Below are 13,585 nucleotides of genomic sequence, written 5' to 3'. Positions count from 1 at the left end.
ATCAAGTACCGTGAATGTGCCCGAGTCCCTTGGTTGAGGTTTGATCTTGGACATGTTCCCGATGGGGTACGGGTGAATCCGGCGCTACGTCGGCTTCGTTGCCCTGGGCGGGTCATACGGTCCGCCCAGGGCCTCGGCGTTGCCGTCTAACGTCTAAATGGTCGGGCTTTACCCGTAAATCTCCCCGTCCAGGTAGTGCCACTGGCCGCCGACCCGCTCGAAACGGCTGCGTTCATGGAGGATGTGCCGGCTGCCGTCATGGATGTACTGGGCGCGGAATTCGACGACGCCGGTTGTGTCGTCCTCGCCGCCCGCATCGGTGTCCACGATCTGCAACCGCCGCCATGCGATGGTGTCGTCGAGGGTCAGTTCAGCGGGTCGGGTGTCGGGATGCCACGAGGTCAGCAGGTAGCCGGCGGCACCGACGGCGAAGGCGCTGAACCGTGACCGCATGAGTGCGACGGCCGTAGAGGCCGGGCCTGAGCCGGCGTGCAGTGGCCCGCAGCATTCGGCGTAGGACCGACCGGTACCGCACGGGCAGAGGTTCTCGCTCGACACGCGGTCAAGTATCCCTGCCTGTCCTTTACGCCGAGATCGACACGAGGGCGGTGAATTTGCCCAACCACAACCCTGGCGTCGATCTCGACATCGCGAAACCGCGCAATCGGCACGCCGGTGTGCCTTGCCTACGGGAACCCTCACGCCGGTACCGTACTGGACGTGACCGCACGTCGATTACTGCTCGTCAACGGACCGAATCTCAACCTGCTGGGCACCCGGCAGCCCGAGATCTACGGGTCCACCACGCTGGCTCAGATCGAGCAGCGGGTGGCCGAGCTGGCCGCCGGGTTCGGCTTCGAGGTCCGCGCAGTGCAGAGCAACCATGAGGGTGAGCTGGTCGACGCCATCCAGGTGGCCCGGCAGGACTGCGTCGGCATCATCATCAATCCCGCGGCCTACAGCCACACCTCGGTGGCGATCCGCGATGCGCTGAGCGCCGCCGAACTGCCCGTGGTCGAGGTGCATCTGAGCAACATCCACACCCGTGAGGCGTTCCGGCACCACTCCTATGTGTCGGCCGTCGCGCAGGTGGTGATCGCCGGCGCGGGTCCGGCCGGATACGAGTACGCGGTGCGCTACCTGGCGGAGCGGCAGTCGTGATCCAGCCTCCGTCCATCCGGTACGCCGGTTTTCTGACCGCCGCCGAGGGAATCGCCGCACTGATCATGGCCGTCGTGCTCCTGGCACGGGCGGTGGGCGGTGCGGATCAGCACATCGTCAGCGGGTACGGCACGGCCATCTGGTTCGTGTTGATCGGCGGTGGGGTGCTCGCCGGCGGCTGGGCGTTGATCACCGCGCGGCGTTGGGGCCGGGGGATCGCGGTGCTGACCAACCTGCTGCTGCTGCCGGTGGCCTGGTACGTGATCACCTCACACCACATCGTTTACGGCGCGCTCGTCGGACTGCTCGCCCTGGTCACGCTGGGTCTGCTGTTCAGCCCGTCGTCGGTGGACTGGATCACCGGGCGCAGTTAGCCGGCCCGCTCGGCGGCGAGCGCCGAAAGCGCGGGGCCTGATACCCGGTAGGTGGTCCAGTCGGTCTGCGGCTCGCCGCCCACGGCGTCGTACAGTGCGATGGCGTTGACGTTCCAGTTCAGCACTGCCCAGGTCATCCGGGTGTAACCCTGTTCGACGCATTCGGCGGCCAAGGTGGACAACAGCTTTCGGGCCAGCCCGCGGCGCCGGAAGGCCGGACGCACGTAGAGATCCTCCAGGTAGAGCCCGGCGACACCGTCCCAGGTGGAGAAGTTCAGGAACCACACCGCCGTCGCGGCAACCTGCCCGTCGACCTCCAGCATGTGCGCATACGCCACCGGTCGCTCGCCGAAAAGAGCTGTGTGCATCTGCTTTTCGGTGACGGTGCACTCATCGGCGGCGCGTTCGAAGTCGGCCAATTCGCGGATCATCGCGGTGATCTCGACCTCGTCACCGGGCCGCGCCCGGCGGATCAGCTCGCTCATGTCGCCCCTAACCCTGTCAGGATGGTTCTGAATTTCGTCGTGGTCTCGTCAACTTCGTCATCGGGATCGGACTCGGCGACGATACCGCCGCCGGCACTGGCCAGGGCCGTGTATCGATCTGCCGACAACACCGCGCAGCGGATCGACACCACCCAGCGGCCGTCGCCGCTGCTGTCGCACCAGCCGACCGCGCCGGCGTAGAAACCGCGGTCACCCTCCAATTCGCCGATCAGTGTAGCGGCGCGGTCGGTGGGTACCCCGCCGACCGCCGGGGTCGGGTGCAGTGCCAGCGCGAGATCGATTGCCGTGGTGTGCTTTTCGCGCAGCCGACCGAGAACCGGGGTGCTCAGGTGCCACAACGCGTCGGTGCCGTGCAGCTGTGGCTCGTCGGCGATCTGCAGGTCCACGCACAGCGGATCCAGTGCCTGGCGCATCATGTCGACCACGAGCTGATGTTCGTGACGGTTCTTCGCCGAGGCGGCCAGTGCCGTGGCGTTGGCCGCATCGACGGCGGGATCGGCCGATCGTGGGGCTGACCCGGCGAACGGCTGACAGATCACCCTTTCGCCCTCGCGTGCCACCAGCAACTCGGGGCTGGCGCCCACGAGCGCGGTGCCGGTGTGGGGACCACCCGCCGGGGTCAGGTCCGCCAGGTACACCGTGGCGGCCGGGTCGGCGTCGGCCAGTCGGCGGAGCACCGTCCGCACGTCCCACGGCGAATCGGCGGTCAGTCGCAGCGCGCGAGCCAGTACCACCTTGTCGATCGGGATGTGTGGATCCCGCAGCCGCCGGATCGCCTCGGTCACCCGCTCCCGATGTACCGCACCCGGTGGGAGGGTTTCGCGCTCCACCACGGCCGGCGGTGGATTCACGGGCCATTCGGGCAGCGCGTCGGTGAACCGGACCGTATCGGGTTCGTACAGGGCAGCGGGCGCAGCCGGGTCGAATGGCAATGCGCCCAACACAATTGGTGTGCCTGACCGCAGCGCTGCCTGCGCGTCGGCGAGGTCGGAGAATCCGGCGCGTATCCCTTCGGCCAGAACTGCCCCGTTCGGCCCGGCCAACACGAACGACGGGTTCACTGCGACAGGCACGGGTTGGGGTGACCGGTCAGCCCGAGTGCGGTGAGCTGGCGCACGCCATGCTCGAATCCGCACACGGCCAGAGAAGCGGGCACCATCGACAGCCGGATGCCCTCGGACACCGGCAGTTCCGCCCAACGGGTCAGCATCGCGCGGGAGAATTGCCCGTGCCCGACGAACACGACGTCCCGGGCGGGCAGATGTCCCAGCGCCAACGCCACCGCCCGATCGGCACGGGCACTGACCGCCGCCACGCTCTCGCCGCCGGGGCAGCCATGCGTCCACACCAGCCAATCGGGCACGTCCTGGCGGATCTGAGGCGTGGTCAGACCCTCATAGTCGCCGTAATCCCACTCGGACAGCAGGGGGTTGACCTCGTCGATGTGCAGGCCGGCCAGTTCGGCGGTGTCCAGCGCACGGCGCCGGGGGCTGCTGATCACCAGTGGGTCGGTCAACTGCAGTTCGGCAAGTGCCGGCCGGGCCAGGACGGCCTGATCCCGTCCGGTTTCGGTCAGGTCCTGCTCGGTGCGGCCGGTGTGCCTGCCGGTAGCCGACCACTCGGTCTCGCCATGGCGGAGCAGGATCAGGCGGTGCAGGCGGTCGCTCACACCGGCGATTCTGCCGCACGTTCCGGCAATGCCGCCGGGAGCGTGCTTGGATGAAGGTGTGACGCGAGTATTAGCGGTCGCCAATCAAAAGGGTGGGGTAGCCAAGACGACGACGGTGGCGTCGCTGGGTGCGGCGATGTCCGAGCAGGGGCGGCGGGTACTGCTCGTCGATCTGGATCCGCAAGGCTGTCTGACGTTTTCATTGGGCCACGACCCAGACAAACTGCCGGTGACGGTACACGAGGTATTGCTCGGCGACGTCGAGCCGGGAGCGGCGCTGGTCGAGACGGCCGAGGGTATGACGCTGCTGCCCGCCAACATCGACCTCGCCGGATCCGAAGCCATGCTGCTGATGCGGGCCGGCCGGGAGTATGCGCTCAAGCGGGCCCTGGCCAAGGTTTCCGACGATTTCGACGTGGTGATCATCGACTGCCCGCCGTCACTGGGCGTGTTGACGCTCAACGGCCTGACGGCCGCGGACGAGGTCATCGTGCCGTTGCAGTGCGAGACCTTGGCGCACCGCGGTGTGGGCCAGTTCCTGCGCACCATCGCCGACGTGCAGCAGATCACCAATCCCGAGCTGGCGCTGCTGGGCGCGCTCCCGACGCTCTACGATTCGCGCACCACCCACAGCCGTGACGTGCTGCTGGATGTCGCAGACCGGTACGAACTGCCGGTGTTGTCCCCGCCGATTCCCCGCACCGTGCGGTTCGCCGAGGCCAGCGCATCGGGATCCTCGGTGCTGGCCGGCCGTAAGAGCAAAGGCGGGTTGGCTTACCGGGAGCTGGCGGAGGCGCTGCTCAAACATTGGAAGTCCGGCAAGAAGCTGCCGACCTTCGCACCCGAGGTGGTGTAGGCAGCGATGGCGTTGGTGTCACGGTCCGCAACGGCCACCGATCAGGGTCCGGTGCGGGCGAGCAACCAGGATTCCCTGCTCGTCGACGGCATTCTGTACGCGGTGGCAGATGGTTTCGGGCCCGACGGTGACCACGCCAGCCGGATCGCGGTGGAGGTGCTGGCCACCGAATTCGCCGGCTCACCCGACCGCGACGGGCTGATCGGCGCGGTGCAATCGGCCAACGACCAGGTCTTCGCCCATGTCAGCGCATCAGGCACCAGTTCGGGTGCCACGTTGACCGTGGTCGCGGTCTTCAGCGACGAGCAGGGTGGACCGCTGGTCATCAACATCGGGGATTCGCCGCTGAACCGGATTCGCGACGGTGCCATGAGTCAGCTGACCAACGACCACAGTGTCTCCGGCGAGCTGGTGCGAACCGGTGAGATCACCCGCGAGGAAGCCCGCTTCCACCCGCATCGCCACCTGCTGACCCGGGCGTTGGGTATCGGCCCCGTCATCCGGCCCGATTTGTTCGATCTGGAATGCCGTCCCGGAGACCGGCTGTTGATCAGCAGTGACGGATTGTTCGCCGGAGCAGACGATGCCGAGATCGTGACTGCTGCCGCTGGTGTCGAACCCGAGGTCGCGGCGCAGCAGCTGGTCCAGGTCGCCAACGACGCAGGCGGCAGTGACAACACCACCGTGATCGTCATCGATTTCGGCGAGTAAGCGGTCACGCGGGGCCTTATGCGGGGCCGAGGGCCACCAGTTGCGTGCCGCGTTGTTCGAGCACGGTGTTCCCGGCGACCGCCGGCACCACCGGCGACACGCTCGGTGTGCGTGGCAGGGCGATGTGGCGCCGGCCGGTACCGGTCTCCTGATCGAAGACGTCGTAGCCGTCGCTGACCGGAACCAGCAGCTCACCGGCCATCACCGTGGCGGGTCCGACAGGTAGGTGTGGCCCGGACGGGGCAACGGTGAACCGGTACTGAAGGCCGGAGCCGCCGGTGGTGCTGAAGACCAGCACCGAGTCGCCGGTCCACCAGGTGATCAGGTCCCCGGCGCGGGTGGCGGTGGACTGCGGAGCTGCCGGCTTGGCCAGCGGCAGGCTGGCGAGCGTCTTTCCGGCCTCGTCGATGACGTTGACCATCGGCCTCGGCGTCGGTAGGTACACCGCGGTCGTGGTGCCCGACACCGCGATCACCTTGGCCCCGGATTCGTCCGTGATGTCCTGTAGTTCGACGTAGCGCACGTCGGGAGTGTCTTCGTCGTCGGCCGGACGCAGCAGCGTCAACCGGACGAACTTGCTCTTCGGGCACGATTCCAGCACCGATACCGCCGAGGAACTCGCGGCAGCCGACAGCTGGCGGCATACCGGTGAGGCCGGCACGTCGGGCTTGATGCGGGCGTCCAGCGCACCGTAGGAGAGCATCCGGACCATGTCCGAGCGCCACAGCTCGAGCCGGCTGTCCCCGGCGGAGAGCACCGTGGAGCCGTCGGACGACAGTGCAACCTCGGGATCGGCAAAGGCGGTGCGGGCAGGTCCACGCGTGCCGGTCTTACCGTCGATGGTGCTGACCTGTCCGCAGCCGCGAATATCGGGATACACCGCGACGGCGTCTTGGTACACCGACGTGACACCGCACAGTTCGAGGTCGCGGGCATAGCTCCACAGGACGGCACCGCTGACGGGGTCGCGGCCGTTGACAGTGGAGCCGTCGGCGGTCACCACCGAGCCGCCGGCGAGCACGGGCTGGGTGGTCTTCGGACTGGAGGCCGCCCACAGCTGCTGCAGCCCGGCCGGTATCTCGCGTGCCGGCGTCAGGTACGGAACCGGTTCGGCAGCGGGCCGGTTGAGGGTGGCCCGTGCGTCACTGGTCCACCAGATCAGGCCGGCTGTCAGCGCGACGATCGCAACGATTGCCACCGCGGCGGCAATATCGCCGCGGGTGCGGCGTTCGGGTTTGACCACTGACCAGTCTTGTCTGGTGTGAGCCGGTCAGCCGGCGGTCGCGGTCTCGGTCTTCCGGGGACGGCGCCGGCGGCGGCGACGAGCAGCGGTCGATGCGTCGCCCGCGGTGTCCTCCGACTCGGTCACCGGTGCGGTAACGGCGCTGTCCTGCACCGGAGCGGAAGTCGACTCGGGTTGCCCGTCGCCGTTGTCACCGCCGCGAGTACGTCGACGGCTGCGGGTCCTGGTCTTGGCCGCCCGACCCTCGGAGTCCGCCGAGGAGATGCGCTTCTCGTCGGGGCTGCGCTTGGGTTTGGCGGCTTTGACCGCTTCGCCGATCCGGCCGGTGGCATCGGTCGGGATGCCCAGTTCCTCGTAGATATGCGGTGAGCTGGAATAGGTTTCGGCGGGATCGGGGCAATTCAGGTTGAGCGCCTTGTCGATCGTCTCCCAGCGGGGCAGTTCGTCCCAGTCGACCAGGGTGATTGCGGTACCGGTCTTGCCGGCGCGGCCGGTGCGGCCGATGCGGTGCACGTAGGCCTGCTCGTCCTCGGGGCACTGGTAGTTGATGACGTGCGTGACGTCGTCGATGTCAATACCCCGGGCCGCGACATCCGTCGCGACCAGCACGTCGACGGCGCCGGTGCGGAACGACTTGAGGGCCTTCTCGCGGGCACCCTGACCCAGGTCGCCGTGTACGGCGTCGACCTTGAACCCGCGCTCGGCGAGTTCGTCGGACACCTTCTGCGCGGTGCGCTTGGTGCGGGTGAAGATCATCGTGGCGCCGCGGCCGTCCGCCTGCAGGATCCGGCTCACCAGCTCTGACTTGTCCAGGGCGTGGGCCCGGTAGGCGAACTGTTCGGTGGTGTCGTGGGTGGCCGCCGAGTGCGGGGCTTCGGCCCGGATGTGGGTCGGCTGGTTCATGAAGGTGCGGGCCAGCGTGATGATCGGATCGGGCATGGTGGCCGAGAACAGCATCGACTGCCGGTCATCGGGGGTCAGCCGCAGGATGCGTTCGATGTCGGGCAGGAAGCCCAGATCCAGCATCTCGTCGGCTTCGTCGAGCACCAGCACGGACAGTCCGCCGAGTTGCAGGTGCCCCTGCTGGGCCAGGTCGAGCAGCCGGCCGGGGGTGCCGACGACGACGTCGACGCCCTTGCGCAGCGCCTCGATCTGGGGCTCGTAGGGACGGCCGCCGTAGATCGAGGTCACCGAGAATTTGCGGCTGGCGCCGGAGTCAGTGCTGGTCGTGACATATTGAGCGGCTTCGGCAAGGTCGTTGTAGACCTGGATGCACAGTTCACGGGTGGGCACGACGATCAGGGCGCGGGGGGTGCCGTTGAGGGGGCGGGTCTCGTCGGTGGAGACGCGGTGCAGCAGCGGGACCCCGAAGGCGTAGGTCTTGCCCATACCGGTGCGGGCCTGACCGATCAGGTCGTCGCCGGCCAGTGCCAGCGGAAGGGTCAGTTCCTGGATGGCGAAGGGGTGTTCGATGCCCTTCTCGGCCAGCGCGCGGACGATTTCTTCGCGCACGCCGAGTTCGGCAAACGTCTTATTCAGATGAGTCATGGTGGGAGGAGTTGGCCTTTCACTGTCAAACCTCATGGGCATCCAGCGCACACGGAGTTTGACGATGAAGCAGTCGGGTTCGCCCGGATACGGTTCGTATCCGTCGGCGCTGCCGATCTGCTGGGCCCAGCTCCACAGGGGCGGGCCAACTGCGTGCACGCACATTTCCTGGTAGCGGTTCGGGAGCTCAAACAGTCGGCTCGAAGCCGTTACCGCTTGCCATTGTAGCTGGTCGCGGGATCTGGGCCGATTTGCCGGCAGATCACGGTGCCCCGGTGACGTCTAGAGTTGGCTTCATGAATTCGCCTCAGCCTGCCGCGGAACGGATCGCAGAACCGGTCGATTCTGGCGTGACGGCTGATCATCCCGGGGTCAACGAACTGTTCGCCGTGCTGGCCTACGGTGAGGTTGCCGCGTTCTACCGGCTTACCGAAGAGGCGCGCATGGCGCCGAACCTGCGTGGCCGGATCAACCTGGCGTCGATGGCGGCCGCGGAGATGGGCCACTATGAGTTGCTTCGAGATGCGTTGGAACACAGGGGAGTTGACGTCGTTCCGGCGATGACGAAGTACGTTCCGGTGTTGGAGAACTATCACCGGATGACCACTCCCAGCACCTGGCTGGAGGCGTTGGTCAAGACCTATATCGGTGATGCGCTGGCCGCGGATTTTTATCTGGAGATCGCCGACGCGTTGCCCGAGCAGGTGGCCGCGGTGGTGCGCGCGGTGCTGTCCGAAACGGGGCATTCGCAGTTCGTGGTTGCCGAGGTGCGCGCGGCGGTGATCGCGAGCGACCGTCAGCGGCACCGACTGGCGCTGTGGGCGCGTCGGCTGCTCGGTGAGGCCGTCACCCAGGCGCAGTTCGTGCTGGCCGATCACGACGAGCTGGTCGATCTGGTGATGTCCAGTGGTGAGGGTCTGACCCAGTTGGCCGAGTTCTTCGGCCGGCTGCAGAACACCCACCAGTCCCGAATGCAGGAACTGGGCCTGGCGTAATACCCGCCAGACCCAGTCCGTCACTGCTCGTTCGGTCTACTGCGTGCAGGTGGTGATCATCGAGTTGTTGGCCTGCGCGATGATCACGGCGCCCGATGCGTCGGTGATCGAGCAGTTGAGCTGACCGGCGACGCTGGTCGCGGTCACCGACTTCAGCTGGACACCGGGGTTGAGCACCACGGTCTTGGCCCAGGGCAGGGCGACGTTGATGTCGGTCTGCAATGCGCCCTGTGCGTCGGTGTAGACGATGGTCACCAGGTCGATGAGTTGCCGGTTGCCGGTCACCCGGTAGGTGATGGTGTTCGGACTCACGGTGGCTGCGGGCGGGGCCGCTTCAGCCGGCGGGGCGCCGGGCGCGGGCGCTGCGCTGGCACTGGGCGACGGCGTCACCGTGGTCACGGTTTCGGGGGAGAGCGGCGCAGTCGGTGCTGCCCGCGGCGGGACCGGCTTGGAGGTGGCGTCCTGTGCCGGCGCGGTGGTCTGGGTCGGCTGGGCCGACGGTGAGGTCAAGGTGGCCGACACCGAACCGCTGTCCCCGCCGCCGAGGATGACGACGGTGCAGATCACCGCGACCAACAGGATCGCGCCGGCCACGGCGGCCACCCAGATCCAGCGCCGGTCGATGGGGTCCTCGTAGAAGGTGACCTCGTCGTCGTAGTTCGCGTCGTAGGTGTCGTAATCGACAGAGTGGTCCGTCCCGGGCGCGGGGGTATAGCCGTCGGGGGTATACGGCCGATCCCCGAAGCGCTCGGTCGGGGTGGTGTCATACGGCGAATAGTGCCTGGTCATGCGGCTGTCCCAGTCGTCTCGTCCAATGTCGAAACTGATGTTATCGAGGCAGAAGTGACAGATGAGGTTGAGCTCGGTGCGTGTCGGTCACGGTCCGGACTCGGTTCGGTATCTGTGTTTCGCGCACGGCGTACCGCGGTGCAGCCCCGCTGGCGGTGGATGGTCCCGGCCGTCCACTAGCCTGCTCAGGGAAGTCGACAAACGTTGTGAGAAAGAAAGAAGGGTCCAGCGTGGAGGTCAAAATTGGTGTCACGGACAGCCCGCGCGAGCTGACCTTCAACAGCGCGCAGACACCCACCGAGGTGGAGCAGCAGGTCAACGAGGCGCTCAGCAAGGACTCGGGTGTGCTGGCGCTGACCGATGAGAAGGGTCGGCGATTCCTGGTGCAGAACAGCCGGATCGCCTATGTCGAGATCGGCGCCGCAGACGTGCGCCGGGTTGGGTTCGGGATTGGCGTGGAATCTGCCGGAGCATCCGCTCCAGCGGTCTAGGACCGGGTGAGTGGCACGTGTGACAGTCCGCCCCAGGCGAACTGCACCGTGCCATCCACGGCGGTATTCCGATCGATCGGTCGCTCATTGTTCAGCCAGTACCGCGCCGAGTCGACGCTGACGGCCACCAACCCGACCGCGATCATCCTGGCGCGGTGCGCCTCCAGCCCGGAATCGCGGCTGATCAGATCGAACACCGCATCGGTGCAGGCCTCGGTCGCCACCTTGACCTGAGCCGCCACCTGCGGCTCGCTGACGTAGTCATTCTCGAAGATCAGCCGATACCCCTGGCTGTCATGCTCGATGAAATCGAAGAACGCCTCGACCGCGGCGCGCAGCCGCTGCCGGTTGTCAGTTGTGGTGCGCAGGGCCTGACGCACACCGGACACCAGGTTGTCGACGTGGCGTTGAAGCACCGCCAGATACAGCTCGAGCTTCGACGAGAAGTGTTGGTACAGAACGGGCTTGCTCACGCCTGCGCGTTCGGCGATCTCATCCATGCCCGCCGCGTGGTATCCGCGTTCGACGAATACTTCGCTGGCGGCCGCCAACAGCTGCCCGCGCCGCTCATCACGAGGTAGGCGGTTGCCGCGTCGACCACTGGTCGGCGGCTTGTCGCCTCTCCGCTCGGCGGTGTTGGCGAGATCGCTCATCAGGTCCTCAATCTGTATTGCTCTGGCGCACTTGGACATGTTCATCCAAGCCGCTGATCGCACCGACACTACTACCGTGACGCGCCACTGCTGTCGTGCGGTCGATGCGAAACGGGCACGGATTTCGAATTGACACCGGCGAGGTCACGGCATAGCTGCGCTCGGAACCGATCCACAGGACTCTGTGCCATTCTGGTCCGGTGACCTACGACCCGGGACGTCGCGGGGGTGGCCGTGTCCCGGCGCTGCGCAATGAGTGGCGGGAGCCGCTCCGCGCTCAGCGAGATCCGATTGCCTCCGATTCAGGACGAGCCAGATCCAATCGGGACGACCACCAGCAGTGGCGTAAGCAGACATGGATCGGCCACTTCATCTCCACCTACGGCTGGCGGGCGTATGCGCTGCCGGTGCTCATCGTGGTGACCCTCGTGGCGGGCTATCAGGCCATCGCCGGCATGGTGGTCGTCGACAGCGCCACCGATGCCTCGGCGGTCGAAGGCCCGGTGCAGGGTCTACCTACCCCCATCGATGTAGCCAGCACCGCCATCATCGGTGCGCCGCCCAAAGGCCTGACCCAGTTCGACGTGGACCTGCCCACCGGCATCCTGCCCTCGGGCGGGCAGTTCACCGAGGCCGGAAACCGGGCCTGGCGGATCGTGCCCGGCACCACGCCCAAGATCGGTGCAGGCACCACGAAATCCTTCACCTACACCGTCGAGGTCGAGGACGGTGTGGACACCACCTCGTTCGGTGGCGACGACGGCTTCGCCCGGATGGTCAGCGAGACCCTGGCCAATCCCAAGAGTTGGACACACAACGGGCTGTTCGCCTTCACGCGGGTGGACGAGAGCAGCGGTATCGACCCCGACTTCCGGGTGTCGCTGACCTCGCCGATGACGGTGCGCGACGGCTGCGGCTACGACATCCAGTTGGAGGCGTCCTGCTACAACCCGTCCTACGACGGGAACCAGCACCGGGTTTTCGTCAACGAGGCCCGATGGGTCCGCGGCGCGGTGCCCTTCCAGGGGGATATCGGCTCCTACCGTCAGTACCTGGTCAATCACGAGGTTGGTCACGCCATCGGGTATCAGCGGCATGAGGCCTGCGAGGCGAACGGGCAGTTGGCGCCGATCATGATGCAGCAGACGTTCTCCACGTCGAACGATGATGCCGCCAAGTTCGACCCGGGAACGGTCACGGCCGACGGTCTGACCTGCAAATTCAATCCCTGGCCGTACCCGATCGCCTGACCGCCACCGTTGTGGTGAAGTCCGTCGGGCGCAGATCGCGGTGACCGGGGCACGGGAAGTATCGGCACCGGATTACCGTTGTGGGTAGGAGCAGCTGGACGATGAACTGCCATAAATACTGAGGAGACATACGGTGTCCGCGAATTTGGACGTGTCGTTACCGCCGTTGGTCGAGCCGGCCGCCGAGCTGACGCGTGAAGAGGTGACCCGCTACAGCCGGCACCTGATCATTCCGGACGTCGGGGTGATCGGCCAGAAACGGCTGAAGAACGCCAAGGTGCTGGTGATCGGGGCCGGTGGGCTCGGGTCACCCACGCTGTTGTACCTGGCGGCCGCCGGGGTGGGCACGCTCGGCATCATCGACTTCGACGTGGTCGACGAGTCGAACCTGCAGCGGCAGATCATCCACGGCCAGTCCGACATCGGCCGGCCCAAGGCGCAGAGCGCCAGGGATTCGGTTCTGGAGATCAACCCGCTGGTGACGGTGAATCTGCATGAGTTCCGGTTGGAGCCCGACAATGCGGTGGAGCTGTTCAGCCAGTACGACCTGATCCTGGACGGCACCGACAACTTCGCCACCCGCTACCTGGTCAACGATGCCGCGGTGCTCGCGAGCAAGCCCTACGTGTGGGGTTCGATCTACCGGTTCGAAGGCCAGGTGTCGGTGTTCTGGGAGGACGCCCCCGACGGCCTTGGGCTGAACTACCGCGACCTCTATCCCGAGCCGCCGCCACCGGGCATGGTGCCCTCGTGCGCCGAAGGTGGGGTGCTGGGCATCCTGTGTGCCTCGATCGCGTCGGTGATGGGGACCGAGGCCATCAAGCTCATCACCGGCATCGGCGAGCCTCTGCTCGGTCGGCTGATGGTCTACGACGCGCTGGACATGACTTACCGGACCATCCGGATCCGCAAGGACCCGGCAACTCCCAAGATCACCGAGTTGATCGATTACGAGGCATTCTGCGGCGTGGTGTCGGATGCCGCCGCGGAAGCCGCTGCCGGATCGACGGTCACCCCGCTGGAGCTCAAGGAACTCATCGACTCCGGAAAACCGTTGGCGCTGATCGATGTCCGCGAGCCCGTCGAGTGGGATATCAATCACATCGAGGGGGCCGAGCTCATCCCGAAGCCGACGTTCGAATCGGGTGACGCATTGGCCAAGCTCCCGGTGGACCGAACATCGGTGCTGTACTGCAAGACCGGAATACGGTCGGCTGAGGTGCTCGCCATCGTCAAGAAGGCCGGTTTTTCCGATGCGGTGCATCTGCAGGGCGGAATTGTGGCCTGGGCCAAGCAACTCGAGCCCGACATGGTGATGTACTGACGGCTGGTTTGCCGG

16 protein-coding genes are annotated in these 13,585 nt (G+C 66.5%); 8 read left to right on the top strand and 8 right to left on the bottom strand.

All coding sequences use genetic code 11. From position 1 onward, the window contains the following. Positions 1-168: 168 nt before the first annotated feature. Positions 169-558, bottom strand: a complete 390-nt coding sequence (locus tag JOF57_RS17475; RefSeq protein WP_209918511.1) for a YchJ family protein — start codon at positions 556-558, stop codon at positions 169-171. 162 nt (positions 559-720) lie between these two features. On the opposite strand from JOF57_RS17475, the gene aroQ reads away from it, so the two are divergent. Both aroQ and JOF57_RS17465 read left to right on the top strand, forming a co-directional pair. Next, on the top strand, positions 721-1,161 hold the full coding sequence (aroQ, locus tag JOF57_RS17470) for a type II 3-dehydroquinate dehydratase (RefSeq protein WP_209918510.1): 441 nt from the start codon (positions 721-723) through the stop codon (positions 1,159-1,161). Then, positions 1,158-1,535 carry a hypothetical protein gene (locus tag JOF57_RS17465; RefSeq protein WP_209918509.1) on the top strand — a complete coding sequence of 126 codons (378 nt, stop codon included), beginning with the start codon at positions 1,158-1,160 and terminating at the stop codon, positions 1,533-1,535. Before aroQ ends, JOF57_RS17465 begins: the two co-directional genes overlap by 4 nt. On the opposite strand, the gene JOF57_RS17460 is transcribed toward JOF57_RS17465, so the two are convergent. The 3 genes from JOF57_RS17460 to JOF57_RS17450 are packed head-to-tail and all read right to left on the bottom strand — an operon-like array spanning position 1,532 to position 3,710. After that, positions 1,532-2,020: a GNAT family N-acetyltransferase gene (locus tag JOF57_RS17460; protein WP_209918507.1), complete on the bottom strand. Its 489-nt coding sequence runs from the start codon at positions 2,018-2,020 to the stop codon at positions 1,532-1,534. The genes JOF57_RS17465 and JOF57_RS17460 overlap by 4 nt on opposite strands. Continuing rightward, positions 2,017-3,114, bottom strand: a complete 1,098-nt coding sequence (locus tag JOF57_RS17455) for an isochorismate synthase (RefSeq protein ID WP_209918505.1) — start codon at positions 3,112-3,114, stop codon at positions 2,017-2,019. The genes JOF57_RS17460 and JOF57_RS17455 overlap by 4 nt, the downstream gene beginning before the upstream one ends. Continuing rightward, on the bottom strand, positions 3,099-3,710 hold the full coding sequence (locus tag JOF57_RS17450; protein WP_209918503.1) for an acid phosphatase: 612 nt from the start codon (positions 3,708-3,710) through the stop codon (positions 3,099-3,101). The genes JOF57_RS17455 and JOF57_RS17450 overlap by 16 nt, the downstream gene beginning before the upstream one ends. Before the next feature lie 28 nt (positions 3,711-3,738). Between JOF57_RS17450 and JOF57_RS17445 the strand changes: the two genes are divergently transcribed. Both JOF57_RS17445 and JOF57_RS17440 read left to right on the top strand, forming a co-directional pair. Next, positions 3,739-4,566: a ParA family protein gene (locus JOF57_RS17445; protein WP_209918501.1), complete on the top strand. Its 828-nt coding sequence runs from the start codon at positions 3,739-3,741 to the stop codon at positions 4,564-4,566. 6 nt (positions 4,567-4,572) lie between these two features. Next, positions 4,573-5,277, top strand: coding sequence for a PP2C family protein-serine/threonine phosphatase (locus JOF57_RS17440; RefSeq protein ID WP_209918499.1), 705 nt, complete (start codon positions 4,573-4,575; stop codon positions 5,275-5,277). A gap of 16 nt (positions 5,278-5,293) precedes the next feature. Here JOF57_RS17440 and JOF57_RS17435 read toward each other — a convergent pair whose 3' ends face one another. After that, positions 5,294-6,520 carry an Rv3212 family protein gene (locus JOF57_RS17435; RefSeq protein WP_209918497.1) on the bottom strand — a complete coding sequence of 409 codons (1,227 nt, stop codon included), beginning with the start codon at positions 6,518-6,520 and terminating at the stop codon, positions 5,294-5,296. 27 nt (positions 6,521-6,547) lie between these two features. Then, on the bottom strand, positions 6,548-8,068 hold the full coding sequence (locus tag JOF57_RS17430; RefSeq protein ID WP_209918495.1) for a DEAD/DEAH box helicase: 1,521 nt from the start codon (positions 8,066-8,068) through the stop codon (positions 6,548-6,550). Positions 8,069-8,364: 296 nt separating this feature from the next. Between JOF57_RS17430 and JOF57_RS17425 the strand changes: the two genes are divergently transcribed. Beyond that, the gene (locus JOF57_RS17425; RefSeq protein WP_209918493.1) at positions 8,365-9,063 is read left to right on the top strand and encodes a ferritin-like fold-containing protein; all 699 of its coding nucleotides are present in this window, start codon (positions 8,365-8,367) and stop codon (positions 9,061-9,063) included. Between the two features lie 36 nt (positions 9,064-9,099). Here the strand turns inward: JOF57_RS17425 and JOF57_RS17420 are convergent, their stop codons facing one another. Further along, a complete protein-coding gene (locus JOF57_RS17420; protein ID WP_209918491.1) occupies positions 9,100-9,852 on the bottom strand; it encodes an MmpS family transport accessory protein in 753 nt (250 codons plus the stop codon). Between the two features lie 230 nt (positions 9,853-10,082). On the opposite strand from JOF57_RS17420, the gene JOF57_RS17415 reads away from it, so the two are divergent. After that, on the top strand, positions 10,083-10,343 hold the full coding sequence (locus JOF57_RS17415) for a DUF3107 domain-containing protein (RefSeq protein ID WP_209918489.1): 261 nt from the start codon (positions 10,083-10,085) through the stop codon (positions 10,341-10,343). Here the strand turns inward: JOF57_RS17415 and JOF57_RS17410 are convergent. Then, positions 10,340-10,996: an HTH-type transcriptional activator FasR gene (locus JOF57_RS17410; RefSeq protein WP_209918488.1), complete on the bottom strand. Its 657-nt coding sequence runs from the start codon at positions 10,994-10,996 to the stop codon at positions 10,340-10,342. The genes JOF57_RS17415 and JOF57_RS17410 overlap by 4 nt on opposite strands. 200 nt (positions 10,997-11,196) lie before the next feature. On the opposite strand from JOF57_RS17410, the gene JOF57_RS17405 reads away from it, so the two are divergent. After that, a complete protein-coding gene (locus JOF57_RS17405; protein WP_209918486.1) occupies positions 11,197-12,246 on the top strand; it encodes a DUF3152 domain-containing protein in 1,050 nt (349 codons plus the stop codon). A 145-nt stretch (positions 12,247-12,391) separates the two neighbouring features. Further along, positions 12,392-13,570 carry an adenylyltransferase/sulfurtransferase MoeZ gene (gene moeZ / locus JOF57_RS17400; protein WP_209923456.1) on the top strand — a complete coding sequence of 393 codons (1,179 nt, stop codon included), beginning with the start codon at positions 12,392-12,394 and terminating at the stop codon, positions 13,568-13,570. The last annotated feature ends 15 nt before the right edge of the window (positions 13,571-13,585 follow it).

The organism is Mycolicibacterium lutetiense (genome assembly GCF_017876775.1).
GTDB classification, from domain to species: Bacteria; Actinomycetota; Actinomycetes; order Mycobacteriales; family Mycobacteriaceae; genus Mycobacterium; species Mycobacterium lutetiense.
This window is presented reverse-complemented; position numbering and strand designations above follow the sequence as displayed.